Here is a 25,330-nt window from a genome sequence, read left to right as displayed (position 1 = left end):
GTGTCTACGCGCCGCTCAGAACTTGTAGTCCGGGTTTCGGGGATCGAAGGTCGTGTCCGTCCACTGTTCCTTGCGAACTTTCTCGAAGCGCATTTCCTCGATCTTCTGGCCGGACGCGTCCCACGCCTCGATGCCTCGCGGCCTGCCCGTCTTCAGGTCGAGCAGCACGCGTGACTTGCTGGCGTAGTGTTGCGGCGGTCCCGATGGGGCATCCCAATCCAACGCCAGCACGCGAACGCCATTCACTTCGGATACCGATGTATTTGTCGGTTTGCCGGTAAGCCCGGCGGCGCGAAAGCTCCTGCCGTCGTGCGCGATTTGCTCTGCGATGAAACCGAATCCCAGATCACGCACGGTGTGGTTCGATTGCGAGCGCGCGAGCGTGCCGTCGATGCTGCTCCAGATCGACGTGAAGCCGAGAATGCCGCCGAGATGACCGTACATCTCCTTTGGCCGTTTCGTTTCGTCGTAGAGGATCTCCTGTCCCGCATGCGCACCGTCGGGCAGCCACTTCGCGTAGATTTGCCGTGGACTTTCGCGAATCTTCACGAGCATGCGATCCGGCGTCGTTTGCCACTGACCGTTGATGCGTTCGTGGCGCGTGAGCTCGTATTGGTACTCGGGCAGGGCGGCGGACTCGGCCTTCAGAAAGTGCACGAGGGCGTCCGGCTGGATCGCCTGCATGCGGGCAACGATCCCGTCGTCGCTCATCTTCGCCAGTTCGCCGCTCTTGATCGTGCGCGAGAGCCACTGTGTTTGCGCAGCGACAGGCAACGCGGCGAGTTTGGCGATGTCGGCATCGGGCGTCGTCGCCCCGGCGGGGCGGCTGGCCGGGGTGTCTGCCGGGTTGATGGCGCCGGTGGCGTCGGTGGCGTTGGTGCCGCTGCTGTGGGCATTGGTTTTGGCGAGGCCATGGGGCGCGCCCAATGCCCCGGCAACGAGCACGACCGGTAAGAGCGCCTGCTTGAACCCTGACCGGAGCCTTGCCGTTAGCCTGAGTCGGCATGTCGTGCGGCGGATGTCGTGCGCACGTTGACGCGCGCGGCGATGCGCAGGCGCCGATGAGCGGAGGGGCATGAGGCTATCTCCCTGAGGACGGCGCAGGTGCGGCGCTCGCCGGGGCCGGGTCGCGAAGCTCCCGCCGGAGGATCTTGCCGACGGTCGTCTTGGGCAGTTCGCCCCGACGGAATTCGATGATGCGCGGCACCTTGTAGCCGGTCAGGTGTTTGCGGCAGTGCGCGGCCATCTCCTCGGCACTCAGTTGCGGATCCTTTGCGACCACGACGAGCTTCACGCGCTCGCCCGCCACCGGATCCGGCACCCCGACGACCGCCGCCTCGCGCACGCCCGGGTGCAGCATCACCACGTCTTCGATCTCGTTCGGATAGACATTGAAACCCGATACCAGAATCATGTCCTTCTTACGGTCGATCAGCCGGACGTAGCCGCGTTCGTCCATGATGCCGACGTCGCCCGTGAGCAGCCAGCCGTCGGCGTCGAACGTTTTGGCCGTTTCCTCGGGGCGGTTCCAGTAGCCGCGCATGACCTGAGGGCCGCGCACGCACAGCTCGCCCGGCTCGCCGATCGGCGCCCACGTGCCGTCGTCGCGCTTGAAACGCACGTCGGTCGACGGTGCGGGCAGGCCGATGGAGCCGGTGAAGTCGAAGGCGTCCATGTGCGCGATGTCGACGGGGTTCATCGTCACGATCGGCGAGCATTCGGTCAGGCCGTAGCCTTCGATGATCGGCTTACCCGTGACTTGCTTCCAGCGCTCGGCAATGGCGCGTTGCGTCGCCATACCGCCCGCGAGCGAGAGCTTGAGTTTCGAGAAGTCGCGCGCGCAGAAGTCGGGGTTGTCGAGCAAGCCGTTGAATAGCGTGTTGACCCCTGTCACGCCCGTGAAGGTTTCGTTACGGATGATGTAGACGACCTTTTTCACGTCGCGGGGATTCGCGATCAGGATGTTGCGTCCGCCAAGGCTCATGAACACCAGACAGTTCAGCGTGAGCGAGAGGATGTGATACATGGGCAGCAACGACAGATTCACCTCGATATCGCCGTCCAGCTGATCGGCCGCCCAGGCCTCCGTTTGCAGCAGATTCGCCAGCACGTTGCCGTGCGAGAGCATGGCGCCTTTGGCGACACCGGTCGTGCCGCCGGTGTATTGAAGGAAGGCGAGGTCTTCGCGCACGAGCGGCGCCGGCGTGGCCTGGCGTCGGGCGCCTTCGGTCAGCGCCCGGCGCAGCGGTATCGCTTGCGGCAGATGATAGGCCGGGACCTGCTTTGCGATGTGACGCATGAGGAAGTTGACGGCGCGCCCCTTCGCGTTCACGCCCGGGCCCAGCAGATCGCCGATCTGGGTGACGAGCACGTTGCGCACGGGCGTGCCGTCGATGGCGTCCTGCAACGTCCTGGCGAAGTTTTCGAAGACGACGATCGTCTGCGCGCCGCTGTCGTTCAACTGGTGCTTCAATTCGCGCGCGGTGTACAGCGGGTTGACGTTGACCACGACGGCGCCGGCGATGAGCGTGCCGAACAGGCAGATCGGGTACTGGAAGCAGTTGGGCATCATCAGTGCGACGCGCTCGCCCTTTTGCACCCCTTGCGCTTGCAGCCACGCCGCGAAGGCGTAAGCCTGACGGGACACCTCGGCGTAGGTCATTTCGCTGCCCAGACTCACGAACGCGATGCGCTCGCGATATTTTTCGATCCATTCGTCGAAGGCCTGCACGAGCGAGGTATAGCGATTTACGTCGATGTCGGCGGGAACGCCGGGAGGGTAGGCTTTTAGCCACACGCGTTCCTGCTGGACGGCTTGATCCATCGTAGTCTCCGTTGAGTATGTCAGCACTTTTTTGTTCGCCGCGACTCGCAAACGATGTCAACCGTTGTGGCCGATCTTCCGTCGGCTCGCATCGCTTCGCGTGGCGGCGCTTTTTTCACTACCCCTGTGTGGTGTTGCCCGAATTCGAATTCGATGAGGCGCGATGCGCGATTTGCGCCTTATTGCGTTGTTATTGTTGTTGTTGTTGTTGTTGTTGTGCTGTCGCTGGTGCGACGCACTTGGGGTTCGGCGCCGTTGGTTTACCGCTCCAGCATTGCCACCACGCCCTGACCGCCGGCGGCGCAGATGGAGATGAGGCCGCGACCGCCGCCGCGCTGGGCGAGCAGTTTCGCAAGCGTGGCGAGAATGCGTGCGCCGGTTGCCGCGAAGGGGTGTCCACAAGCGAGCGAACTGCCGTTCACGTTCAGACGCTGGCGGTCGATACTGCCCAGCGGCGCGGCCAGTCCGAGTCTGTCGCGGCAATACGCGGGATCCTCCCACGCCTTCAATGTGCAAAGCACCTGCGCGGCGAACGCCTCGTGAATTTCGTAGAAATCGAAGTCCTGCAACGTGAGGCCGGCTTGCGCGAGCATGCGCGGCACCGCATAGGCCGGAGCCATCAGCAGACCTTCGCGCTGCGACTCGTCCGGATTGAAGAAGTCGACGGCGGCCGTTTGCGAGTACGTCAGGTAGGCGAGCACCGGCACGTCGTGCGCGTTCGCCCAGTCTTCGCTCGCGAGCAACACGCACGACGCGCCATCGGTCAACGGTGTCGAATTGCCCGCTGTGAGCGTGCCGGCGGCGCTGCGGTCGAATACCGGTTTGAGGCCCGCAAGCTGGTCGAGCGTGAGTTCGGGGCGCAGGTTGTTGTCGCGTTGCAGGCCACGGAACGGCGTCATCAGATCGAGGAAGAAGCCACGTTCGTAAGCTTGCGCCAGGCGCTCGTGACTCGCGAGCGTGATTTCATCCTGCGCGACACGCGCGATCTCCCACCGCTTGGCCATCCACTCGCAATGTTCTCCCATCGACAGGCCGGTGCGTGGCTCGCCATTGCGGGGCAGCGCCGGGTTGAACAGCATGCCGGGGCGCACTTTCGCCAAGGCGCCGAGTTTGCCGCCCGTGCTGCGTTGACGGTTCGCTTCGAGCAGAATCTTGCGCAGCCTCTCATTGACGCCGATGGGCGCGTCCGATGCCGTATCGACACCGCCCGCGATGGCAACGTCGATCTGGCCTAGGGCGATCTTGTTGCCCGTGAGGATGGCCGTCTCCAATCCGGTGCCACAGGCTTGCTGCACGTCGTAGGCCGGGGTCTGCGCGGCGAGCGTGGTCGACAGCACGGATTCGCGCGTGAGGTTGAAGTCGCGGGCGTGCTTGAGGACGGCGCCGGCGGCGACTTCGCCCAGTGTCTGACCATGCAGATCGAAGCGGTCGACGAGCCCCTGTAACGCGGCCGTGAGCATGTCCTGATTCGAGGCGGTCGCATAGGCCGTGTTCGAACGCGCAAACGGAATGCGATTGCCGCCGAGGATGGCGACGCGTCGTAGCGCAGGCGCGGGCGCGGTGGGTTTGAAGGCGCTCATGTCGGGTCCGGGTTGGCGGCGGTGGCCGGGTTTATCGAGTTTGTTGCGTCGATTGGCGCGGCGTCGGCATGCCAGCGTCCGCGAAGGTGCGGCACGGCGCCGGCGGCGTCGCGCAGTTCGAAGCGCTCGCCGTCGTCGCTGCGCCAGAAAGTGACATCGCCGGGGAGCAGCACCGGCGTTTTGAATTCCACGCGCAGATCGAGAGCGACGGCGTGGGCGGGCAACACGGCGGCAAGTGTTCTCGCGAAGCTCCACATGCCGTGGATGATCGGACGCGCAAACCCGAACAGCTTCGCCGTGAGCGGCCACAGGTGGATCGGGTTGTAGTCGCCCGAGACGCGCGCGTACCGGCGGCCAAGGTCCGCCGGCACCTGCCACGTGGCGGACCGGGTCACGCTGTCATGCGCGCCGAGTTCGGCACGATAGGGCATGCCGAGCGCGTTCTGGACGCCCGTTCTCAAATACAGGCTCTCCCCTGTCCAGACGACGCGATCGTCGCGCCGCGCCGTAGTGACGACGGTAAACACCTGTCCCTTGTCGTGCGCGTGCAGCGGGCCGCACCGCACGTCGAGCGCGAGGCGGTCGCCCACGGCGAGCTCCGCGTGCTGCCGGATGCGATTCGCCAGATGCACCATGCCGAGCATCGCGAACGGGAAGGTGCGATCCGTCATGAGCAACATATGCAGTGGGAAAGCGAGCAGATGCGGCCATGTGGGCGGCACCCCCGCCGTCTCGCCAAAACCGCACAGACGTGCGTAACGGGCGACCTCCTCGGCGTCCAGCACAACGTTGCGGCGCGCGAAGGCCAGCGGCGGCATCGGTTGCGCACGTACCGGTTTGCGCGACGACAGCAACGCGCGCAGATACAGCGACAGCGGGGAGGGCAAAGACGTGACCTGTGTCACATGCTGCACGGGAACGATGTCGGCGCGGTCGTTGGCCATCGTCATGCTCCGAGCAGGCTTTGCCCGCAAACGCGCACGACCTGACCGGTCAGCGCGCCCGACGCCGGGTGCGCCAGCCATGCGATGGTCTCGGCAACGTCGACCGGTTGACCGCCCTGGCCGAGCGAGTTCATCCGGCGTCCGGCTTCGCGAATGGCAAACGGTACGGCGGCGGTCATCTGCGTTTCGATGAACCCGGGAGCGACGGCGTTGATGCTGATCCGACGTTCGGCAAGTACCGGCGCCCACGCGTCGACCATGCCGATCACGGCCGCTTTGGACGCCGCGTAATTCGTCTGCCCGCGATTGCCGGCGATGCCGCTGATCGACGCCACGCCCACGATCCGGCTGTTCGCGCGCAGCACATTGGCGTCGAGCAATGCGGCATTGAGCCGTTGCGGTGCGCCGATGTTGATGTCGAGCACGCTCTGCCATTGCGCATCGCTCATGCGAACCAACGTCTTGTCGCGCGTGACGCCGGCGTTGTGTACGAGGATGTCGAGGCCGCGCGGGGCGTGCGTCGACAGATGCGCCAGCAGGGTGGCGGCCGCTTCCGGGGCGGCGATGTCGCATGTCAGCGCGCTGCCGTCGAGGCGTGTGGCGACGGTCGTGAGCGCGTCCTGCGCGGCGGGGATGTCGACACACACGACGTGGGCGCCGTCGCGGGCCAGCACGGTGGCGATGGCTTCACCGATGCCGCGCGCCGCGCCGGTGACGACCGCTACCTGTGCGGCGAGCGGGCGCGAGTCGCGCATCGGCGGCGTGTCGAACACCGGGGCTTGCAACGTGACGGCCTGACCGCTCACGTACGCCGCGCGAGGGGAGAGGAAAAAGCGCAGCGTGGAGTGCAGCGCCTCGCGGGCGTGGGGCGCCACATAGAGCAACTGCGCCGTGGCGCCGCGCTTGAGTTCCTTGGCAAGTGAGCGCACGAAGCCTTCCAGCGCACGCTGCGCCGTGCTGGCCTGCGGGGTCGAGGCCATGGCCGGCGGCAAGCCGAGCACCAGCACACGCCCGCATCGGTCGAGCGCGGCGAGCGTGTCATGGAAGAACGCGTAGAGCGCGCGCAGACCGTCGGTGTCGGCGATGGCGCTGGCGTCGAACAGCAACGCCTTGGGACGCACGCCTTCGCTCGGGTTGAATCGTCCGCTCATGGTGCCGGCCTGGTTCGCGTACGAAATCCAGTCGAGTCGCTCGGCATGCGCGAGACTCGGCACGCCCAGCCAATGCAGCTCGCGTGCGAGGCCCGGGAGCAGCAGGGCATCGCCCGCACCGCCGACCACGGCCAGCGGTGCCGCGAGGGGGCGTGCTTCAGCGACATCGTCGCCGTAGGCCGGCATGCGCTCCAGCGGTACCGGGCGGGGCAGGCCGAGCGCGTTGGCAAGGCGGCTGCCGACGGCGGAGTTGGCGAAGGCTAGGTATCGATCGGACATCGTCACGGCACGCAGATCCTCAAAGTCATGGGTGTCGGCAAGGGGGACGGACTCACGGCGTGAGCGCTTCGTCCGCCAATGGGTGGTGCTGGGCTTGTCGCATGTCGGCGGCGCGTCCGAAGTCGGCGGGGAAGTCGTCGACGGCGACGGCCTTCGCTGCGTAATCGGCGTACTGCGTCAGAAGACGGCGTTCCTCGTCGGTCACGAGTTGCAGCGTTGTGGCGTGCTGTACCCATGCGACGAAGTCGGGCAGGCTCTGCGGCATGACGGGCAGGCGGCCGTCTTTGATGGCGGCCCGCAGACGTTGCTCGATGACGGTGACCTGCGGCGTCATCTGGAAGACGATTTCGCCGTAGGCCAGATCGTCGACATCGGGGCTGGGCGAATAGCTGCCGGCGATCAGGCGCTCGCGGGCGTCGCCCGGCGTCTGCATGATCTCGGCCACGCGCGCGGCCAGCGCGTCGGACGGTTGGGCATACGGCAGGCCGAGCGGCATGAGTTTCCAGCGCATCCACCAGGCCACGCTGCGCGACGGGTAGTTCGCGAGCACGCCTTCGAATGCGTTACGGGCTTGCCACAGTGCGTCTTGCGCGGCCCAATGCACGAGCGGCAGGTCGGCTTCGGGGCGTCCCTCGTCTTCGAAGCGCTTGAGGGTGGCCGTCAGCAGGAAAAGTTGGGAGAGGACGTCGCCCAGGCGTGCGCTAATGCTCTCGCGACGCTTGAGCGAGCCGCCGAGGACCGCCATCGAGACATCGGCGGCGATGGCCAGCAGCGTCGACATGCGATTCGCCGCGCGGTAGTAGCCGTGCAACTCGGGTGACGCGTTGGACGGTACCGCGGAGAAGCGGGCGTGCGTGACACCATGGAGCGCGCCGCGCACGATGTTGCTCGTCACGAACGTCAGGTGGCCGAAGAGGGCGTCGTCGAAGGCGCGCACGGCAGCCGTCTCGTCGGTCGTTTGTGCGGCGGCGAGTTCTTTGAGAACGTAGGGATGACAGCGGATCGCCCCCTGGCCGAAGATCATCAGGCAGCGCGTCATGATGTTCGCGCCCTCGACGGTGATCGACACGGGAATCTGCTGATAGGCGCGCGCCAGGAAGTTGTTCGGGCCCATGCAGATGCCCTTGCCCGCAACGACGTCCATCCCGTCGTTCACGACTTTTCGCGCACGCTCGGTCACGTGGTACTTCGCGATGGCGGAAATCACCGACGGCTTTTCGCCAAGGTCGACCGCCAGTGCGGCCATGCGACGCGCGGCGTCCATCGCGTAGAGATTGCCGGCCATGCGCGCGAGCGCCTCCTGCACGCCTTCGAACTTGCCGATGGGGGTGCGGAACTGGCGACGCACGGCCGCATAGGCCCCTGTCGCGCGAACGGCGATCTTCGAGTAGCCGACGTTCGACGACGGCAGCGAGATGGCGCGTCCCGCCGCGAGACACTCCATGAGCATGCGCCAGCCCTTGCCGACCTGGGCCTGCCCGCCGATCACCCAGTCGAGCGGAATGAAAACGTCCTTGCCCGAGTTCGGACCGTTCTGGAAGACGGCGTTCAGCGGCCAGTGGCGGCGGCCGATCACCACGCCGGGGTGCTTCGTCGGAATCAGCGCGCAAGTGATACCGGGTTCGTCGTCGTTGCCGAGCAGATGGTCCGGATCGAGCGCGCGGAACGCGAGGCCGAGCACCGTGGCGATCGGGCCGAGGGTGATGTAACGCTTGTTCCACGTGACCCGAAAGCCCAACGTCTCCCGGCCTTCGTGCACGCCCCGGCACACGACGCCGATGTCGGGGATGGCGGCGGCGTCCGAGCCGGCGTAGGGACTCGTGAGCGCGAAGCAGGGAATTTCCTCGCCCTTGGCAAGACGCGGCAGGTAATAGTTCTTCTGCGCCTCGGTGCCGTAGTGCAGCAGCAGTTCGGCCGGGCCGAGCGAGTTCGGCACCATCACCGAGACGGCCGCGGCCGAGCAGCGCGACGCCAGCTTCATCACGACCTGAGAATGGGCGTACGCGGAGAATTCCAGTCCGCCATAGCGCTTCGGGATAATCATGCCGAGAAAGCCCGCATCCTTCGCGTATTGCCACGCTTTGGGCGGGAGGTCCTGCCAGACTTGCGTGCTTTCCCAATCGTTGGACAAGTCGCACAGATGCTCGACCTGATTGTCCATGAAGGCCTGTTCGTCAGCCGACAGCGCCGGGGCGGGCAAGGCGGTGAATTTCTGCCAGTCCGGACGTCCGGAGAACAGATCGGCGTCCCACCAGACGGTGCCGGCTTCGATGGCATCTTTTTCGGTGTCCGACATTTCCGGCATGATGGTCCGGAACTTGGCGAGCATCGGCGCCGTGACCCATGCCCGTCGCAGCGGGCCGAGGCTCAGTATCAGCGCGGGAAGCACGAGAACGATGCCCAGGATGGTGGTCGTGACGGCGCCCGTGAGGCCCGACGCGAAGCCCGCTCCGACCCACAGCGCGGTCGCGATCAGCCATTGCCACGCCTGCGCACGATAGAACAGCAGGGCGCTGACGCCCACGACAAACGCGAGAATCCATACGGCCATCATTTTCTCCTCCCTTTGGGTTCAGCGTCGCGGCGAGCGCCATCGGCCCGCCGTCGCCAGACACCCCGTCGCGATGCGCGCACATGCCGTGCCTTGGCGCTATCGTCCTCATGCCGTTTGCCGGTTTTCGGTGGCGTTGCGCCACGGTCGAACCGATGACGGCGTTCTTGTTCGATCGTTCGGCGACGTATTGGTGCGCCGGGAATTCGAGTAAAGCGTCGAATCTTCAGGCTTCAGGGCATTCGGATGCTGCCTGCCCATGCCCCGCAGCGCGGGCGAACGAGGGAATGTCGTCACTGCCGCTGTCACTGCGGGGGGCTGCGGGTTGGTGCGGGTTGGTGCGGGTTGGTGCAGGTTGATGTTGGTTGATGCTGGTTGATGTGTGTCGATGCGCGCCGCTGCGCGTGTTTTGCCAAGTGCCTCTGCCGTGTTGGCTGCCGAGTGAATCTCGGCGTTGGCTCAGGCGTTGGCTCAGGCGCTGGCGAGGGACCTGTCGTTGGCGGCGGGGCCGTCATCGTTGGCTTGCGGTGTCGACGCGCCGCAGACCTGTCCTGCCTCGCGTGGCGGCGTGACGTCGGCGTCTTTCGCAAGGGCGAATACGGCGGCGAAACTCGCAAGTTGCGCTTCGCCGGGCATCGGCGCCTTGAGCGCGGCGACCATGAGGGCGGTCAGCCTGGCGACGACTTGCAGGTCGCCCATCGGCTGGCCCTGCGCAAACGTGTCGATCAGTCGCGACGTATCGCCGCTCGCGAGCACACCGGAGAGCGCTTGCAGCGCGAAATGCAGTCGCCAGCCCAGTTCCTGACGCGGCAACTCCGGCAATGCCCGGGCGAAGGCCTCGAAAAAGCGCTCGAAGACGGGCGCATAGTGCTGTTGCAGATAATCGCGGATGAACGGTGACGGATCGGCATAGACGCGCCCGAGAAGCCGCAGGAACGCCGGACCGCCGATGTCGCGGTGATGGGAGATGGCCAGTGCGGGAATGAACATGGCGCCCAGCACATGCTCGCAGGTCAGTTGCGGTGCGGGCCACTCCGCCTCGGCGCGCGTGAGCAGCGCCAGGCGCTCGTCGTTGAGCCGGTCGAGCCGGCGCGAGAGCATGGCCTGTAACAGGGTTTCCTTGCTGCCGAAATGGTAGTTGACGGCGGCCAGATTGACCTCGGCGCGCGACGTGATCTGACGCAGCGACATGGCCTCGTAGCCGAATTCGATGAACAGGTCTTCTGCGGCATCGAGGATGCGCAGTTTGGTGTCGCCGGCTTGGCGGCCGGCAGGGACGCGAGGACTCACGACGTACCTCCAGTAAGACGCGGCGCCACGCCGCGTCGTCTCAAGGAACTTCCGTTTCATTCAAACGTTCGATTGAATCCTAGGCGCTCGGTGGACGTCTCCCAAGTCTTTTTTATGGACGGCGGCCTCTAAAGTCGTGGCCATGGCAGGCCTGGCGGGCTTCGGCGCGATCCTGACAGTGGAACCTGCGTGGCGGCGGAAAGGTCTGATTTCGGCACTTTCCCGCCGGAAAGTCTGGGTGCGGGACAATAGTTTGTTAGAATGTCCCGCTTTGTGTGCAAGACCGTTTTGGCGCTAACCCGATTTATCGGGTGCGGAGGGAAGCCGGCGTCGCATCGTCGGTTCCGGCCCAAGGTTGATTAACTGACAGGGTCCGCTTGCGGCACTCCCTCGCCGCAACACAGAACGACCCTCTGGATGGACGAATATCCTCATGACTATCGCTGTTGAAAACCTCGGCAAGCTCGAGCGTCGCTTTACCATCACCCTGCCCAAGCAGGACGTTGAAAAAGAAGTTGCAGCGCGCATTCAGAAGCTGTCGAAGACGGTCCGTATGCCGGGCTTCCGTCCGGGCAAGGTGCCGCTGAAGATGGTCACCCAGCAGTACGGTGGTCAGGTCGAAGCCGAAGTCGTCAGCGACAAGGTCGGCCAGCAATTCTTCGAAGTCAGCAAGGAGCAGGATCTGCGTGTGGCCGGTCAGCCCAGCTTTGCGCCGAAGGCCGACGCGGCGGCGACCGAGTATGCTTTCGACGCCACCTTCGAAGTCTATCCGGAAGTGAAGATCGGCGATCTGGCGACGGCCGAAGTGAGCCGCACCACGACCGACGTCTCGGAAGCCGAGATCGATCGCACCATCGATATCCTGCGTAAGCAACGCGTGCACTACCATGTGCGCGGCGAAGCCGGCGCCCACGGCGACGGCGGTTCGGTTGAAGCCAAGGACGGCGATCGCGTGACGGTCGACTTCGTCGGCAAGATCGACGGCGAAGTGTTCGCCGGCGGCAGCGCCGAAGACTTCGTATTCGTGCTGGGCGAAGGTCGCATGCTCCCCGAATTCGAGAAGGCGACGCTGGGCCTGAAGGTCGGCGAGTCGAAGGAATTCGAGCTGAAGTTCCCGGACGAGTACCACGGCAAGGAAGTGGCCGGTAAGACCGCCACCTTCACCGTCACGCTCAAGAAGGTCGAATGGGCGCACCTGCCGGAAGTCGACGCCGAGTTCGCCAAGTCGCTCGGTATCGCCGACGGCAGCATCGAGAAGATGCGTGCCGACATCAAGGAAAACCTGTCGCGCGAAGTGAAGCGTCGCACGCAGGCGCTCCTTAAGGATCAGGTCATGAACGCCCTGATCGCAGTGTCGGAACTCGACGTGCCGAACGCACTGGTGGCCCAGGATCAGGAGCGTCTGGTCGCGATGGCTCGTCAGGACCTCGCACAACGCGGCGTGCCGAACGCTGGCAATGTGCCGATCCCGGCGGAAATGTTCAAGGAACAGGCGGAGCGTCGTGTGAAGCTGGGTCTGATCCTGGCCGAACTCGTCAAGCAAAACGACCTGCAAGCGAAGCCGGAACAGATCAAGGCCGAAGTCGAAGAGTTCGCGAAGAGCTACGAAGACCCGCAAGAAGTCGTCCGCTGGTACTATGGCGATCAGCAGCGCATGGCGGAAATGGAAGGTTTCGTCGTCGAGAACAACGTGGTCGAGTTCGTCCTTGGCAAGGCCAAGGTGACCGACAAGCAGGTCAGCTTCGAAGAGCTGGCCGGCAATACGCAAGCCTGATCGAACGCGACACGACCGACTGAACCGCCGCGGCCGCGAGGCCGTGGCGGTTCTTTTCCAAATGGCCTTCGGGCTTCCTCCCTGCGGCGCGCAAAACCATCTCGATAGAAGGGTCGAACCGATATGATTACCCGTTCCGAATTGCTCGCCCAACTCGCCTCCCAGACGCACAACTCCGCTCTCGACACGCAAGGCCTCGGCCTCGTGCCGATGGTCGTCGAGCAAAGTGGTCGCGGTGAGCGCGCTTACGACATCTACTCGCGACTCCTCAAGGAGCGCATCATTTTCATGGTTGGCGAGGTCAACGACCAGAGCGCCAACCTCGTCGTCGCCCAGTTGCTGTTCCTCGAGAGTGAAAATCCCGACAAGGAAATCTCGATGTACATCAACTCGCCGGGCGGTTCCGTCTCGGCGGGTCTGGCGATCTACGACACGATGAAGTTCATCAAGCCGCCGGTCTCGACGCTGTGTCTCGGCATGGCGGCCAGCATGGGCGCTTTCCTGCTCGCCGCCGGTGAGAAGGGCAAGCGTTTCGCGCTGCCGAACGCGCGCATCATGATCCACCAACCGCTGGGCGGCGCTCGCGGTCAGGCATCGGATATCGAGATTCACGCGAAGGAAATTCTTTTGCTCAAGGATCGGTTGAACCGTCTGCTGGCGGAGAACACCGGGCAGTCGCTCGAGGTGATCGCACGCGATACCGATCGAGACAACTTCAAGTCGGCGGCCGATGCCGTCGAGTACGGGTTGATCGATCGCGTGCTCGAAAAGCGTCCCTGATTCGGACCTGAATCGGGGCGCCTGACGGCAAAATCGTTGGCGCGACACCAGGCGTTTTCGTTTCGGGAAGCAGGGTGATCGCGCCAAGTCTTTGTCGTAAAAGGAAATTTACGGCTGTCGCGAGTGGGCCACACGCTCGTACAGCATGGCGTTACAATGGGATTCACGTATGCCGCGTTTGCCGCCCCGGCGGGGGACGACCGGGGCGCAAATTGCTAGCAGGCTGACACAGATATGGTGGATAAAAAAAGCACTTCCAACGGCGAAAAGCTGCTCTACTGCTCCTTCTGCGGAAAGAGTCAGCACGAGGTCAAGAAGCTCATCGCAGGTCCGTCCGTGTTCATTTGCGACGAGTGCATTGATCTGTGCAACGAGATTATTCGCGACGAGGCCGCAGCAGCCGAAGACGAGGGGGGCAGCGGCGCGAAGTCGGATTTGCCGTCCCCACAGGAAATTCGCGAGAGCCTCGATCAATACGTGATCGGTCAGGACCGTGCCAAGAAGATTCTGGCGGTTGCGGTCTATAACCATTACAAGCGATTGAAGCACCTCGGCGACAAGCGCGACGAGGTCGAGCTCTCGAAGAGCAACATCCTGTTGATCGGGCCGACCGGCTCGGGCAAGACGCTGCTCGCGCAGACGCTCGCACGTTTGCTCAACGTTCCGTTCGTGATCGCAGACGCCACTACGCTGACCGAAGCCGGTTACGTGGGGGAAGACGTCGAAAACATCATCCAGAAGCTCCTGCAGAACTGCAATTACGAGATCGAGCAGGCGCAAAAGGGTATCGTCTACATCGACGAAATCGACAAGATCAGCCGCAAGTCGGACAATCCGTCGATTACGCGCGACGTGTCGGGCGAAGGCGTGCAGCAGGCGCTGCTCAAGCTGGTCGAAGGCACCATGGCGTCGGTGCCGCCTCAGGGTGGCCGCAAGCATCCGAACCAGGATTTCATCCAGGTCGACACAACCAATATTCTGTTCATTTGCGGCGGCGCATTCGACGGTCTTGAGAAGATCATCATGAACCGCACGGAGAAGACCGGTATCGGCTTCGGTGCGACGGTGAAGACCGGTGAAGAGCGCGATGCGGGCGAGCTGCTGCGCGACGTTGAGCCGGAAGATCTGATCAAGTTCGGTCTGATTCCCGAGCTGATCGGTCGTTTGCCGGTGGTTGCCACGTTGGGTAAGCTCGACGAAGACGCACTGGTCACGATCCTGATCGAGCCGAAGAACGCGTTGGTCAAGCAATATCAGCGCCTGTTCTCGATGGAAGGTGTGGAGCTGGAAATTCGTCCGGCGGCGCTGCATGCGGTCGCGCGCAAGGCCATCAAGCGCAAGACCGGCGCGCGTGGGCTGCGTTCGATCATCGAGCAGGCCTTGCTGGAAGTGATGTACGAACTGCCGTCGCTCAAGGGCGTAACCAAGGTGATCCTGGATGAGAACGCGATCAGCGGCGACGGAAAACCGCTCTTGATCTATCAGGAGTCGCCCAAGGTTGCCGGCTCCAATTGAACGGTCAACTTAGCGCTACCCCAAGCCGTTCATGGAAACATGGACGGCTTTTTTTCCTTCATACTAGTGCCACGGGCAATGAAACCCCGAGTGGTGCAACTTGTTGGCGAAAGGGCGTTTCCAGCCCCTTGTAATTCTCGCCGGCGGCCTCAATTAGCTGGAACACAACGGTATCGTTAAATATGGGGAACGAGATGTCAGGCACCCAAATCCTCCCGCCCGAAGCGATTCAACTGCCCCTGTTGCCTTTGCGCGACGTGGTCGTGTTTCCGCACATGGTGATTCCCCTTTTCGTGGGGCGTCCGAAATCGATTAAAGCGCTTGAAACCGCGATGGAAGGCGGCAAGCACATCATGCTGGTCGCACAGAAAGCCGCGGCCAAGGATGAGCCCACGGCCAAGGATCTCTACGAGATCGGCTGCGTGGCCAACATTCTGCAAATGCTCAAGTTGCCCGACGGCACCGTCAAGGTGCTGGTCGAGGGGATTCAGCGCGCCCGCACCCTGAGTGTGGACGAAGAGGAAACCCAGTTCACGTCGGAAGTCATGCCGCTCGAACCGGACGACGGCAACTCGCCGGAATCCGAGGCCCTGCGCCGTGCGATCGTGGCGCAGTTCGATCAGTACGTGAAGCTCAACAAGAAGATTCCGCCGGAGATTCTGACGTCGCTGTCGGGGATCGACGAAGCGGGTCGTCTCGCCGACACCATCGCCGCGCATCTGCCGCTCAAGCTTGAGCAGAAGCAGAAGATTCTGGAGATGTTCCCGGTCATCGAGCGCCTTGAGCATTTGCTCGCGCAACTCGAGAGCGAGATCGACATTCTTCAGGTGGAGAAGCGCATCCGTGGCCGCGTGAAGCGCCAGATGGAAAAGAGCCAGCGCGAGTACTACCTGAACGAGCAGGTCAAGGCGATCCAGAAGGAACTGGGTGAAGGTGAAGAAGGTGCGGATCTCGAAGAACTCGAGAAGCGCATCAAGGCCGCGCACCTGCCGAAGGAAGCCAAGAAGAAGGCCGACGCCGAACTCAAGAAGCTCAAGCTGATGTCGCCGATGTCGGCTGAAGCGACGGTCGTGCGCAACTACATCGACACGCTGGTCGGTCTGCCGTGGCGCAAGAAGAGCAAGGTGAACAACGACCTGTCGAACGCCGAAAAGGTGCTCGACGAAGATCACTTCGGTCTCGAAAAGGTCAAGGAACGCATCCTCGAATATCTTGCCGTGCAACAGCGCGTGGACAAGGTCAAGGCGCCGATCCTGTGCCTCGTTGGGCCCCCGGGCGTGGGTAAGACCTCGCTCGGTCAGTCGATCGCGCGTGCGACGAACCGCAAGTTCGTTCGCATGGCGTTGGGCGGCGTGCGTGACGAAGCCGAGATTCGCGGCCACCGTCGCACGTACATCGGTTCGATGCCCGGCAAGATTCTGCAGAGTCTGTCGAAGGTTGCCGTGCGTAACCCGCTGTTCCTGCTCGACGAAGTGGACAAGATGGGCATGGACTTCCGGGGCGATCCCAGCTCGGCGTTGCTCGAAGTGCTCGACCCGGAACAGAACCACACGTTCTCGGATCACTACGTCGAAGTCGACTTCGATCTGTCGGACGTGATGTTCGTGGCCACCTCGAACTCGCTGAACATTCCGGCGCCGTTGCTCGACCGTATGGAAGTGATTCGCCTGTCGGGCTACACGGAAGACGAAAAGGTCAACATCGCCCAGCGTTATCTCCTGCCAAAGCAGAAGAAGAACAACGGGCTGAAGGAAGGCGAGATCGATCTGACGGAAGCCGCGATCCGCGACATCATTCGTTACTACACGCGTGAAGCGGGTGTGCGTTCGCTCGAGCGCGAGATCTCGAAGATCTGCCGCAAGGTCGTGAAGATGTTGCTGCTCAAGAAGGTCGAAGGCTCGTCGATCAAGGTCGATGCGGGCAACCTCGATAACTTCCTGGGCGTGCGTAAGTTCGACTTCGGTCTGGCAATGAAGGAAAACCAGATTGGTCAGGTCACGGGGCTGGCGTGGACGGAAGTGGGCGGCGATCTGCTGACCATCGAAGCTGCGCTGATGCCGGGCAAGGGCAACATCATCCGCACGGGTTCGCTCGGCGATGTGATGAAGGAGTCGGTCGAAGCGGCCCGCTCGGTGGTGCGTTCGCGCGCACGTCGCCTCGGTGTGGCCGACGAGCAGTTCGAGAAGAAGGACATCCACATTCACGTGCCCGAAGGTGCGACGCCGAAGGACGGTCCGTCTGCCGGTATCGCAATGACGACGGCGCTCGTGTCGGTGCTTACCGGGATTCCGGTACGTGCGGATGTGGCGATGACGGGCGAGATTACGCTGCGTGGCGAAGTCTTGCCGATCGGCGGCCTCAAGGAGAAGTTGCTTGCGGCTCACCGTGGCGGCATCAAGCTCGTGTTGATCCCGGAAGAGAACGTGAAGGATCTCGCCGAAATTCCGGATACGGTCAAGAACGCGCTGGAGATCGTGCCGGTGCGCTGGATCGACAAGGTGCTGGAACTCGCACTGGAGCATGCCCCGACGCCGCTGCCTGAAGAGGAAGCGAAAGCGGCGCCGGTGACGCCGAGTGCGGATGCCGGTGGCAAGCAGGACGTCATCAAGCACTGAGTGTCGTTTTTGTCGGGCGAGTGACTGAAGGTCAGGTCACTGCCCGATGAAAAAATGCGCAAAAAGCTCGGGGTTTTCCCCGGGCTTTTTTTATTGACGCAAAGTGCTCGAGAACAGCGACCGGTACGTACTGATTCAGGAGTGCTTCCGATGGTGCTCAGAGGCCGCAAAACGGCTTGACATCAGGGTTTGCGGCTTGTCTAATGGCAAAGCCAGCGGACCTATCAGATCAATGTCAAGGCGCGTGAAGAGCGCCTCCGCGGCTCAATCGCCTACTATCCTTGCAAGGGGGTTACAGTGAATAAGACGGAACTGATCGATCACATCGCGAAAGAGGCAGACGTTTCGAAAGCTGCTGCCGGTCGAGCACTTGACGCATTGGTGGGTGCAGTAAAGCGGTCGCTGAAAAAAGGTGACGATGTGACGCTGGTTGGCTTTGGCACCTTTTACGTTACCAAGCGTGCCGCCCGAACGGGCCGCAATCCTCGTACCGGGGAAGCCATCAAGATCAAGGCGGCAAAGGTTCCGAAATTTCGCCCTGGCAAAGATTTAAAAGATAATGTAAACTAGTATGCTTTCCTGCTTCGGCAGGAGGCAGTAACAAACAAGACAAAATCAGGAACGGGTGCTTAGCTCAGCTGGTAGAGCGGCGCCCTTACAAGGCGTAGGTCGGGGGTTCGAACCCCTCAGCACCCACCAGTTCCAGATCTTGGGGAGCGGTAGTTCAGTTGGTTAGAATACCGGCCTGTCACGCCGGGGGTCGCGGGTTCGAGCCCCGTCCGCTCCGCCAAATTGTGAAAAGGCGAACTTCGGTTCGCCTTTTTTGCCATATAGCGTCATAAAACGCATCCAGACGACTCTTCCGATTTCGTATGTTCGACTTCATTCGCCGTCATCAACGATTGGTCCTCATCTTCCTGACGGTGCTGATCGTGCCGTCGTTCGTGGTGTTTGGCGTTCATGGCTGGCAGGAATATGCCTCGGATGCCGGTACGATTGCCAAGGTCGGCGATCAGACCGTGACGCGTCAGGAGTACGATAGCGTGCTGCGTGCCCAGACCGAGCGCATGCAGCAGATGTTTGGCGGCGCCGTCGATGCGAGCCAGATCAACACGCCGGAAATGCGCAGCGCAGTGCTGGATAACCTGATCCAGCAAAAGTTGCTCACACAGGAAACGCTGAAGAAGAATCTGTCGGTGTCGGACGCGCAAGTGCGCGATGCGCTGCTTGCCATTCCCGCGATTGCCCAAATGCGTCGCCCCGATGGTTCGATCGATCAGGCCGCCTATGAACAACTGCTGTCGGCGCAGAATCTGACGCCGCAGCGTCTCGAAGCGCAGATCCGTTTCGAACTCGCATCGAACCAGCTCCCGTCCAGCGTGCAGGCCAGCGCCATGCTGCCCAAGACGGTGCTGGATCGATTCTCGCAACTGCGTTCGCAACAACGCGAAGTCGCGGCGCTCGAGTTCCCGCTATCGGATTACGCTGGCAAGATCGTGCCGACGCAGCAGCAGATTCAGGCTTATTACGACGCGCACAAGGCTGCATTCCAGACGCCTGAGTCCGCCGAGATTCAGTACGTGGTGCTCGATCCGAAAGCGCTGCCGACATCGGATCAGGCGGCGCCGACCGACGATGCGTTGCGCAAGATGTACAACGATAATCTGAAGCAATACACGACGCAGGAAGAGCGTCGTGCATCGCACATCCTGATTGCCTCGCCGGCCGACGCATCCCCGGCGGATCATGCGAAGGCGAAGGCCAAGGCAGAAGCCATCCTCGCCCGGATCAAGAAGAGCCCGAACGACTTTGCCAAGCTGGCCAGCGAAAATTCGGAGGACCCGGGTTCGAAGGCCAACGGTGGCGATCTGGGTTTCTTCACGCGTGACGCGATGGTCAAGCCGTTTGCCGATGCGGCCTTCTCGCTGAAGGGCGAAGGCGACGTGAGCGATGTCGTGAAGAGCGATTTCGGTTATCACATCATCAAGCTGACCGGCATCAAACCGGCGCTGACGAAGCCGTTCGAGGAAGTGAAGGCGCAACTGGCCGATCAGTATCGCCAGCAGGAAGCCGCGAAGCGCTACGCCAAGCTTGCCGACCAGTTCACGAACTCGGTGTACGAGCAGCCCGATAGCCTGCAACCGGCGGCCGACAAGCTCAACCTCAAGGTGCAAACGGCGACGGTGATGCGCACGCCGGACGCTGCACTCGCCCAAAGCCCGCTCGGTAACGAGAAGCTGCTCAAGGCGGTATTCGGCGACGAATCGCTCAAGAACAAGCGCAACACCGAAGCGGTCGATGTCGGTCAGGGTGTGCTGGTGTCGGCCCACGTCGTGAACTACCACCCGGCTGCCACGCCGCCGCTCGCTCAGATCGAAGCACAGGTCAAGCAGAAGGCCGTTGCCGATCTGGCGGAGCAGGAAGCGAAGAAGGCCGGCGAGGCCAAGCTCGATGCGCTCAAGAAGGGTGGCGAGGCCGCGTTCGGTGCGGTGCAGAACGTTTCGCGCGACAACCCGGGTAAGCTCGCGCCGAGCGCACTGACGGCCATCTTTAGTGCCGATGCCAGCAAGCTGCCGGCGTACGTGGGTGTCGCGCTGGGCGAAGGTCAGGGTTACGCGGTGTACCGTATCAGCAAGGTGTCGCAGCCGGCCGCACAGGACGCGCAGCGTCTGGCCGCCGAGGCACAACAACTCAGCCAGTTGGCCGCTCAGGCCGAATGGAACGCCTGGCTGGGTGACCTGCGTGCACGCTCGAAGGTCAAGATCGTGAACGACGTGACGAAGTCGTCGGGCAACTGAGCGCGACAGGCGACGCCTGAAATGAAAAACGGCCAACTGCGTTGGCCGTTTTTTTATGCGCCGGACTTCGGTGAGCGCGAGTCTGCCGCCTTGGCAGACGCTTTGCCTGCGGGTTTGAGCAGCGACTTCACTGTGGGCCAGACATTCTGAAGTATCTGTGGATGCGCCTTGGCGAGCGGATGAATCTGGTCTTGCTGGAACCAGTCGGGATGCTCGGCAACGCCTGCGAGCAAAAACGGCACGTAGCCGGCCTTTTCCTGCTTGGCGAGCGCGGAGAACATGGTGAAGAACTGCTCGCTGTAGTCGGGCCCGTAGTTCGGGGGAATACGCATGCCGACGACGATGACGCGACTGCCGGCATTCCGGGAGGCGGTGATCATGTCGCGCAAATTGCTGCGCGTGAGGTCGAGTGAAATGCCTCGCAGGGCGTCGTTGCCGCCGAGTTCGATGATCGTGATGGCGGGGCGATAGCGTTCGAGCAACGGGGCCAGGCGTGCACGTCCGCCGCTGGTGGTATCGCCGCTGATGCTGGCGTTGACGACGTTATAATCGAATCCGCTTTGCGTGATCGTCTGCTGCATCAGGTTGACCCAGCCGGCGCCGCGCGCAATGCCATATTCTGCCGAAAGGCTGTCGCCCACGACGAGAATCGTCGGCGCGCCAGAACTTGCCGCGTTTGCCGCGGTCCCTGTCAGCATGCCCCAGCCAACGATGGCTGAGGCGGCCAATTTCAAGAACTCTCTTCTTGTCATGTCGTTTTCCGAAAACGTTATTGAAGTACGGGGTCTGGGCAAACGGTTGCGCGACGCCACCGGTGAGCTTGTCATTTTGCAGGATATCGACTTTGCCGTCGCGAAAGGCCAGAGCGTGGCGATCGTCGGGGCGTCGGGATCCGGCAAATCCACGTTGCTCGGACTGATGGCCGGGCTCGACACCGCGACGGACGGCAATATTACGCTGCTGGGCCAGTCGCTCGGCGACCTCGACGAGGAGGGCCGTGCCGCGTTGCGACGCGGCGCCGTCGGTTTCGTCTTCCAATCCTTCCAACTCATGCCGCACCTGACGGCGCTCGAGAACGTGATGCTGCCCCTCGAACTGCTGGGTGAGACACGCGAAGTGCGCAATCGTGCCGTCAAATTGCTCGAACAGGTGGGGCTGGGGTCGCGTATGACGCATTACCCGAAGCAGCTATCGGGCGGCGAACAGCAGCGCGTGGCGCTCGCCCGGGCATTTGTCACCGAGCCGGCCGTATTGTTCGCAGACGAGCCGACGGGCAGCCTCGATACGGCGACCGGCGAGCGGGTCATCGATCTGATGTTCTCGCTCAACGAGGCCAGCGGGGCGACGTTGGTGCTGGTCACGCACGATCTGGCGATTGCGCAGCGTTGTGACGCGACGGTTCAACTCGCGGGCGGGCGCGTGGTCAACGGCGCTGCTGTCTGAGCGTCGGACACCCGAAAAGACAAAGGAGAAGCCGGTGCGGCTTCTCCTTTTTTGTTCCCTTGGCCGCTCGGCGCTGCCGACGTCAGGATCGCTTGCTGAGCGCTTCGCCGGCGATTCGGATCAGCGACGCCGTGGAGGCGTCGTGGGCGTCGGGTTTCAGGGAGTCCGGATCGACCAGTTCGGGCTCGATGGCGCGGCACAGCGTCTTGCCCAGTTCCACCCCCCATTGATCGAAGGGATTGATGTTCCAGATGGCTGCCTGCACGAACACCTTGTGTTCGTAAAGGGCGATCAGCGCGCCGAGTCGCTCGGGCGTGAGCTTGTCGATGACCAGCGTGTTGCTCGGGCGGTTGCCGTCGAAGCGGCGTTGGGCCGCCAACGGTCCGCCGGCCTGTTCGGGCGTCGCCATCGAGCCGCCTTGCAGAAACGCCTCGCTTTGCGCGAAGCAATTGGCGAGCAGCTTGCGGTGATGCTCGACATAGGCGGGCTGCTCGTATTGCGGTTCGAGCACAGCGATGAAGTCGACCGGCACGAGCGTCGTGCCCTGATGCAGCATCTGGAAATAGGCGTGCTGGCCGTTGGTGCCGGGCTCGCCCCAGATGATCGGCGCGGTCTGCCATGAGACAGGCGAGCCGTCGACCTGCACGGACTTGCCGTTGCTCTCCATGTCGAGCTGTTGCAGGTACGGCGGGAGCTTCTGCAACGCGTCCGTGTACGGCGCGATGGACAGTGTTTGCGCGTCGAAGAAATTGCGATACCAGATGCCCAGCAAACCGAGCAGGACCGGCATGTTCGCTTCGAGCGGTGCGTGACGGAAATGCTCGTCCATCGCATGCGCGCCACCGAGCAGGGCGTCGAAATGTGCTGCCCCCAGGTACAGCATGACGATCAGGCCGACCGACGACCACAGGGAATAACGTCCGCCCACCCATTCGCCGAACTGGAACACGTTCTCGCGAAGAATGCCGAAGCGCATCGCTTCTTCGACATTGGTCGACACGGCGACGAAGTGTCGGTTGAGTTCGTGCTCGGGAATGCCGTGCGCCACGAGCCATGCGCGGATCGTGCAGGCGTTCGTCATGGTCTCGAGCGTCGTGAACGTCTTCGAGCACACAACGACCAGTGTCGACTCCGGATCCAGCGTCGGCAACGTGCGTGCGAGTTCCGTGGGGTCGATGTTGGCGATGAAATGGGCCGAGAGATCGTCGCGGCCGTAGACGGCGAGCGCGTCGCAAACCATGCGCGGCCCCAGATCCGATCCGCCGATGCCGACGTTGATCAGATGCTTGATTCGCTTGCCCGTCGCGCCGACCCATCGACCGTCGCGAACCCGTTCGCTGAAGTCGCGCATGCGTGAGAGCGTCTCGCATACGCCGCGACTGACGTCGCCGGACGTGTCGCGAAACGTCACGCCTTTCGGTGCGCGCAGCGCAATGTGCAACGCCGCGCGATCCTCGGTGACATTCACGTGTTCGCCGGCCCACATGGCATCGCGCTTGGCGGGCAGATGGCATTCGCGCGCGAGATGGGCGAGCAATGTGCGCGTTTTGTCGGTGATGCGGTTCTTCGAATAATCGAGGTACAGACCCGCGGCGCGCAGCGAGAAATTCTCGACGCGTGCGCTGGCGCCCGGGCCGGCAAACCAGTCGCGCATATGCTGCGCGGCGATCTCGTCGCGGTGCTCGAGCAGGGTGCGCCAGGCGGGAAGTTGGTCCAGACGAACGGATGTCTTGTACGGCATGTGCAGTATGGCCATTTCGATAAGGCGAAGTATAACGGGTGTCGCCGCGGATTCACGCTGAAATGCGATGCCGGGCGGCTTGGGCTGATGGCGTCAGCGCGCAGTGTTCTGCCCGAATCGCGGGCAAGAGTTCCGATGCCGTGAGTCCCGCCGGTCCCGCGCCCGCCTGCACGCAGCGATCTGCGGCCCGGCCATGAAGCCAGACCGCTGCCAGTGCAGCCTGCGTCGCGGGCATGCCTTGGGCGAGCAATGCACCGATCGCGCCGGTCAGCACGTCCCCGGTCCCGGCGGTCGCCAGCGCGGCGTTTCCCGTCGTATTGATCCAGGTGCGGGCGCCATCGTCGACAAGGCTCCCCGAGCCCTTGAGCACGACGGTTGCGCCGAAATGCTGCGCCAGGGTGCGCGCCGAAGCCAGACGATCCGACTGAATGCGCGCGACATCGCACCCCGCCAGTCGCGCAGCTTCCAGCGGGTGGGGGGTGAGGACCGTCGGCCCGGCGCGGCGTCGCACGCGTTCGGCAAGCGACGGTTCGGCTGCCAGCAGATTGAGCGCGTCGGCGTCGATCACGAGCGGTGTGTGTTCGAGCGCGAGCGCGCGCGACAAGCACGCCGCAGACGCCGCAGATGTGCCGAGTCCCGGTCCGACGCAGACGGCCTGCATCGTGGCGAGATCGAGGTTTTCGGCCTGGCGCAGCATCAACTCGGGATGCATCGGATCCCAGGCCGGCGCGTCGTGCGCCACGAAGCCCACGTAGACGCGCCCCGCACCGGCCATCAGTCCGGTGCGCGCCGACAGCAGCGGCGCGCCGATCATGCCTTCCTGTCCACCCAGCACGGCAAGCGATCCATAGCTGCCCTTATGGGACGCATGGCGGCGCCGTGGCATGTTGCCGATGAAGGCGTCCGGCGCGCTGGTCGACAGGGCGCTGTCATGTCGCGCGAGAGCAGCGTCTGCGCCGAGTCGCGCGACGAGAATCTCACCCGCAACGTCGCGGCCGATACCGATCAGTAATCCCGGACACGCGCCCAGCATGGCAATCGTCACATCGGCATGAATGACGGGACCGTCGGCCATGCCGGTTGAGGCGTACAGGCCGCTGGGGATGTCGATCGCGAGCACCGGGGTCCCGTGTTCATGGGCATGGGCGATATTGCGCACGAGTGTTGCCGCGGCGCCGTCGATGGCGCGGGACAAACCGATGCCGAAAAGGCCGTCGACGATCCAGGCGTAAGCGCGAGGTTCCGGCCATGTGGGCGGGGCAGGGCGGACCGACACACCGGCGGCCTGCGCCTCGGCGAGTGCCCAGCGCGCGTCGTCGGCGACCGGCGCAGAGAGTTGCCATACGTCCACCGATACGCCGCGGCGATGCAATGCGAGGGCGGCGATGTAGGCGTCGCCACCGTTGTTGCCGGGGCCTGCGAGCAGGAGTACGGGCTGTTTGCCGGCGCTCGCCAAAGCGGGCAGGCGGCCGTAAAGCCAGTGTGCGATTGCCTCGCCCGCGCGGGCCATCAGGGTGTGCGGCGGGAGTGTTGCGGCGGCGTCTTGTTCGACGGTGCGCAGCGCGCCGGGCAGGTGCAAGTCCAGCGAGACGGTTGCGCTTGCGGCGATCGACACGGTATCGGGGCGCTGGCACGGCGCCGACGGGCGAGCCAGCGGGTCGGCGTTGACGGGGGCGGCATGGGGCGTGATGGTGAGGGACGCGTCGGCGCGCAGAGAATCGGACATGTCAGGCAAGGCTCCCGGAGACGAAGGCGGCGCGCGCAGCGTGCGGTCGAGATGGCCGAGGCGAGGACCGCTCAGGCGGGACCACGGTCTGCGTACCGATTTGCAGATTATGCCGTGAATGTTCCGTTCTGCCTGCCGGTGCGATTCCCGATGTGCTGTCGGTCGTCTCCGACGCGATGTCCCGATGTCATGATGGCGTCTTTCCCCGGGGCACTGCCGTAATGTCGTTGGAACGTTGTCGGGGGCGGTGGCCGCAAGTCTGGAGGTGGGGCAGGAAGCGAGGCAGGAAGCGGGGCAGGAAGCGGGGCAGGAAGCGGGG

At 63.5% G+C, this 25,330-nt stretch carries 17 protein-coding genes and 2 tRNA genes; 9 read left to right on the top strand and 10 right to left on the bottom strand.

Going from position 1 to position 25,330, the window contains the following annotated elements; all coding sequences use genetic code 11:
• Positions 1 to 15: 15 nt before the first annotated feature.
• From PAN31108_RS01605 to PAN31108_RS01575, 7 genes are all read right to left on the bottom strand, one after another.
• Entirely contained in the window at positions 16 to 1,077 is a 1,062-nt protein-coding gene (locus PAN31108_RS01605; RefSeq protein ID WP_150667147.1) for a DUF1571 domain-containing protein, read from the bottom strand.
• Between the two features lie 4 nt (positions 1,078 to 1,081).
• Positions 1,082 to 2,824: an AMP-binding protein gene (locus PAN31108_RS01600; RefSeq protein ID WP_150667146.1), complete on the bottom strand. Its 1,743-nt coding sequence runs from the start codon at positions 2,822 to 2,824 to the stop codon at positions 1,082 to 1,084.
• 260 nt (positions 2,825 to 3,084) lie between these two features.
• A complete protein-coding gene (locus PAN31108_RS01595) occupies positions 3,085 to 4,404 on the bottom strand; it encodes an acetyl-CoA C-acetyltransferase (RefSeq protein ID WP_150667145.1) in 1,320 nt (439 codons plus the stop codon).
• Positions 4,401 to 5,348: a MaoC/PaaZ C-terminal domain-containing protein gene (locus PAN31108_RS01590; protein ID WP_150667144.1), complete on the bottom strand. Its 948-nt coding sequence runs from the start codon at positions 5,346 to 5,348 to the stop codon at positions 4,401 to 4,403. Before PAN31108_RS01590 ends, PAN31108_RS01595 begins: the two co-directional genes overlap by 4 nt.
• A 2-nt stretch (positions 5,349 to 5,350) precedes the next feature.
• Positions 5,351 to 6,778 (bottom strand): 3-oxoacyl-ACP reductase, encoded by a 1,428-nt coding sequence (locus tag PAN31108_RS01585; protein WP_150667143.1) that lies wholly within the window; start codon positions 6,776 to 6,778, stop codon positions 5,351 to 5,353.
• Positions 6,779 to 6,830: 52 nt separating this feature from the next.
• A complete protein-coding gene (locus PAN31108_RS01580; protein ID WP_370819557.1) occupies positions 6,831 to 9,329 on the bottom strand; it encodes an acyl-CoA dehydrogenase in 2,499 nt (832 codons plus the stop codon).
• Between the two features lie 471 nt (positions 9,330 to 9,800).
• The gene (locus PAN31108_RS01575; RefSeq protein ID WP_246183719.1) at positions 9,801 to 10,619 is read right to left on the bottom strand and encodes a TetR/AcrR family transcriptional regulator; all 819 of its coding nucleotides are present in this window, start codon (positions 10,617 to 10,619) and stop codon (positions 9,801 to 9,803) included.
• A gap of 433 nt (positions 10,620 to 11,052) precedes the next feature.
• On the opposite strand from PAN31108_RS01575, the gene tig reads away from it, so the two are divergent.
• The 8 genes from tig to PAN31108_RS01535 all read left to right on the top strand — a co-directional run bounded on the left by tig (position 11,053) and on the right by PAN31108_RS01535 (position 20,101).
• Positions 11,053 to 12,393 carry a trigger factor gene (gene tig / locus PAN31108_RS01570; protein WP_150667141.1) on the top strand — a complete coding sequence of 447 codons (1,341 nt, stop codon included), beginning with the start codon at positions 11,053 to 11,055 and terminating at the stop codon, positions 12,391 to 12,393.
• Positions 12,394 to 12,519: 126 nt separating this feature from the next.
• Positions 12,520 to 13,173 (top strand): ATP-dependent Clp endopeptidase proteolytic subunit ClpP, encoded by a 654-nt coding sequence (clpP, locus tag PAN31108_RS01565; protein ID WP_044458178.1) that lies wholly within the window; start codon positions 12,520 to 12,522, stop codon positions 13,171 to 13,173.
• Positions 13,174 to 13,407: 234 nt separating this feature from the next.
• The gene (clpX, locus tag PAN31108_RS01560; RefSeq protein ID WP_150667140.1) at positions 13,408 to 14,688 is read left to right on the top strand and encodes an ATP-dependent Clp protease ATP-binding subunit ClpX; all 1,281 of its coding nucleotides are present in this window, start codon (positions 13,408 to 13,410) and stop codon (positions 14,686 to 14,688) included.
• Positions 14,689 to 14,882: 194 nt separating this feature from the next.
• On the top strand, positions 14,883 to 17,303 hold the full coding sequence (lon, locus tag PAN31108_RS01555; protein ID WP_150667139.1) for an endopeptidase La: 2,421 nt from the start codon (positions 14,883 to 14,885) through the stop codon (positions 17,301 to 17,303).
• A 267-nt stretch (positions 17,304 to 17,570) separates the two neighbouring features.
• Positions 17,571 to 17,873, top strand: a complete 303-nt coding sequence (locus PAN31108_RS01550) for an HU family DNA-binding protein (protein ID WP_281350027.1) — start codon at positions 17,571 to 17,573, stop codon at positions 17,871 to 17,873.
• A 53-nt stretch (positions 17,874 to 17,926) separates the two neighbouring features.
• Positions 17,927 to 18,002: transfer RNA gene (locus tag PAN31108_RS01545), tRNA-Val, on the top strand.
• A 14-nt stretch (positions 18,003 to 18,016) separates the two neighbouring features.
• Positions 18,017 to 18,093: transfer RNA gene (locus PAN31108_RS01540), tRNA-Asp, on the top strand.
• Between the two features lie 82 nt (positions 18,094 to 18,175).
• Positions 18,176 to 20,101, top strand: a complete 1,926-nt coding sequence (locus PAN31108_RS01535) for a SurA N-terminal domain-containing protein (RefSeq protein ID WP_150667137.1) — start codon at positions 18,176 to 18,178, stop codon at positions 20,099 to 20,101.
• Between the two features lie 53 nt (positions 20,102 to 20,154).
• Here PAN31108_RS01535 and PAN31108_RS01530 read toward each other — a convergent pair whose 3' ends face one another.
• Entirely contained in the window at positions 20,155 to 20,799 is a 645-nt protein-coding gene (locus PAN31108_RS01530; protein ID WP_150667421.1) for an arylesterase, read from the bottom strand.
• Positions 20,800 to 20,851: 52 nt separating this feature from the next.
• On the opposite strand from PAN31108_RS01530, the gene PAN31108_RS01525 reads away from it, so the two are divergent.
• Positions 20,852 to 21,544 carry an ABC transporter ATP-binding protein gene (locus PAN31108_RS01525; RefSeq protein ID WP_150667136.1) on the top strand — a complete coding sequence of 231 codons (693 nt, stop codon included), beginning with the start codon at positions 20,852 to 20,854 and terminating at the stop codon, positions 21,542 to 21,544.
• Between the two features lie 82 nt (positions 21,545 to 21,626).
• On the opposite strand, the gene pgi is transcribed toward PAN31108_RS01525, so the two are convergent.
• Positions 21,627 to 23,285 carry a glucose-6-phosphate isomerase gene (pgi, locus tag PAN31108_RS01520; protein WP_150667135.1) on the bottom strand — a complete coding sequence of 553 codons (1,659 nt, stop codon included), beginning with the start codon at positions 23,283 to 23,285 and terminating at the stop codon, positions 21,627 to 21,629.
• 52 nt (positions 23,286 to 23,337) lie between these two features.
• Positions 23,338 to 25,011, bottom strand: a complete 1,674-nt coding sequence (locus PAN31108_RS01515) for an NAD(P)H-hydrate dehydratase (protein WP_150667134.1) — start codon at positions 25,009 to 25,011, stop codon at positions 23,338 to 23,340.
• Between the last annotated feature and the right edge of the window lie 319 nt (positions 25,012 to 25,330).

The organism is Pandoraea anhela (genome assembly GCF_902459655.1).
Classification (GTDB): domain Bacteria; phylum Pseudomonadota; class Gammaproteobacteria; order Burkholderiales; family Burkholderiaceae; genus Pandoraea; species Pandoraea anhela.
The sequence above is the reverse complement of the archived record's forward strand: the minus strand, read 5'-3'. Positions and strand labels throughout refer to the sequence as shown.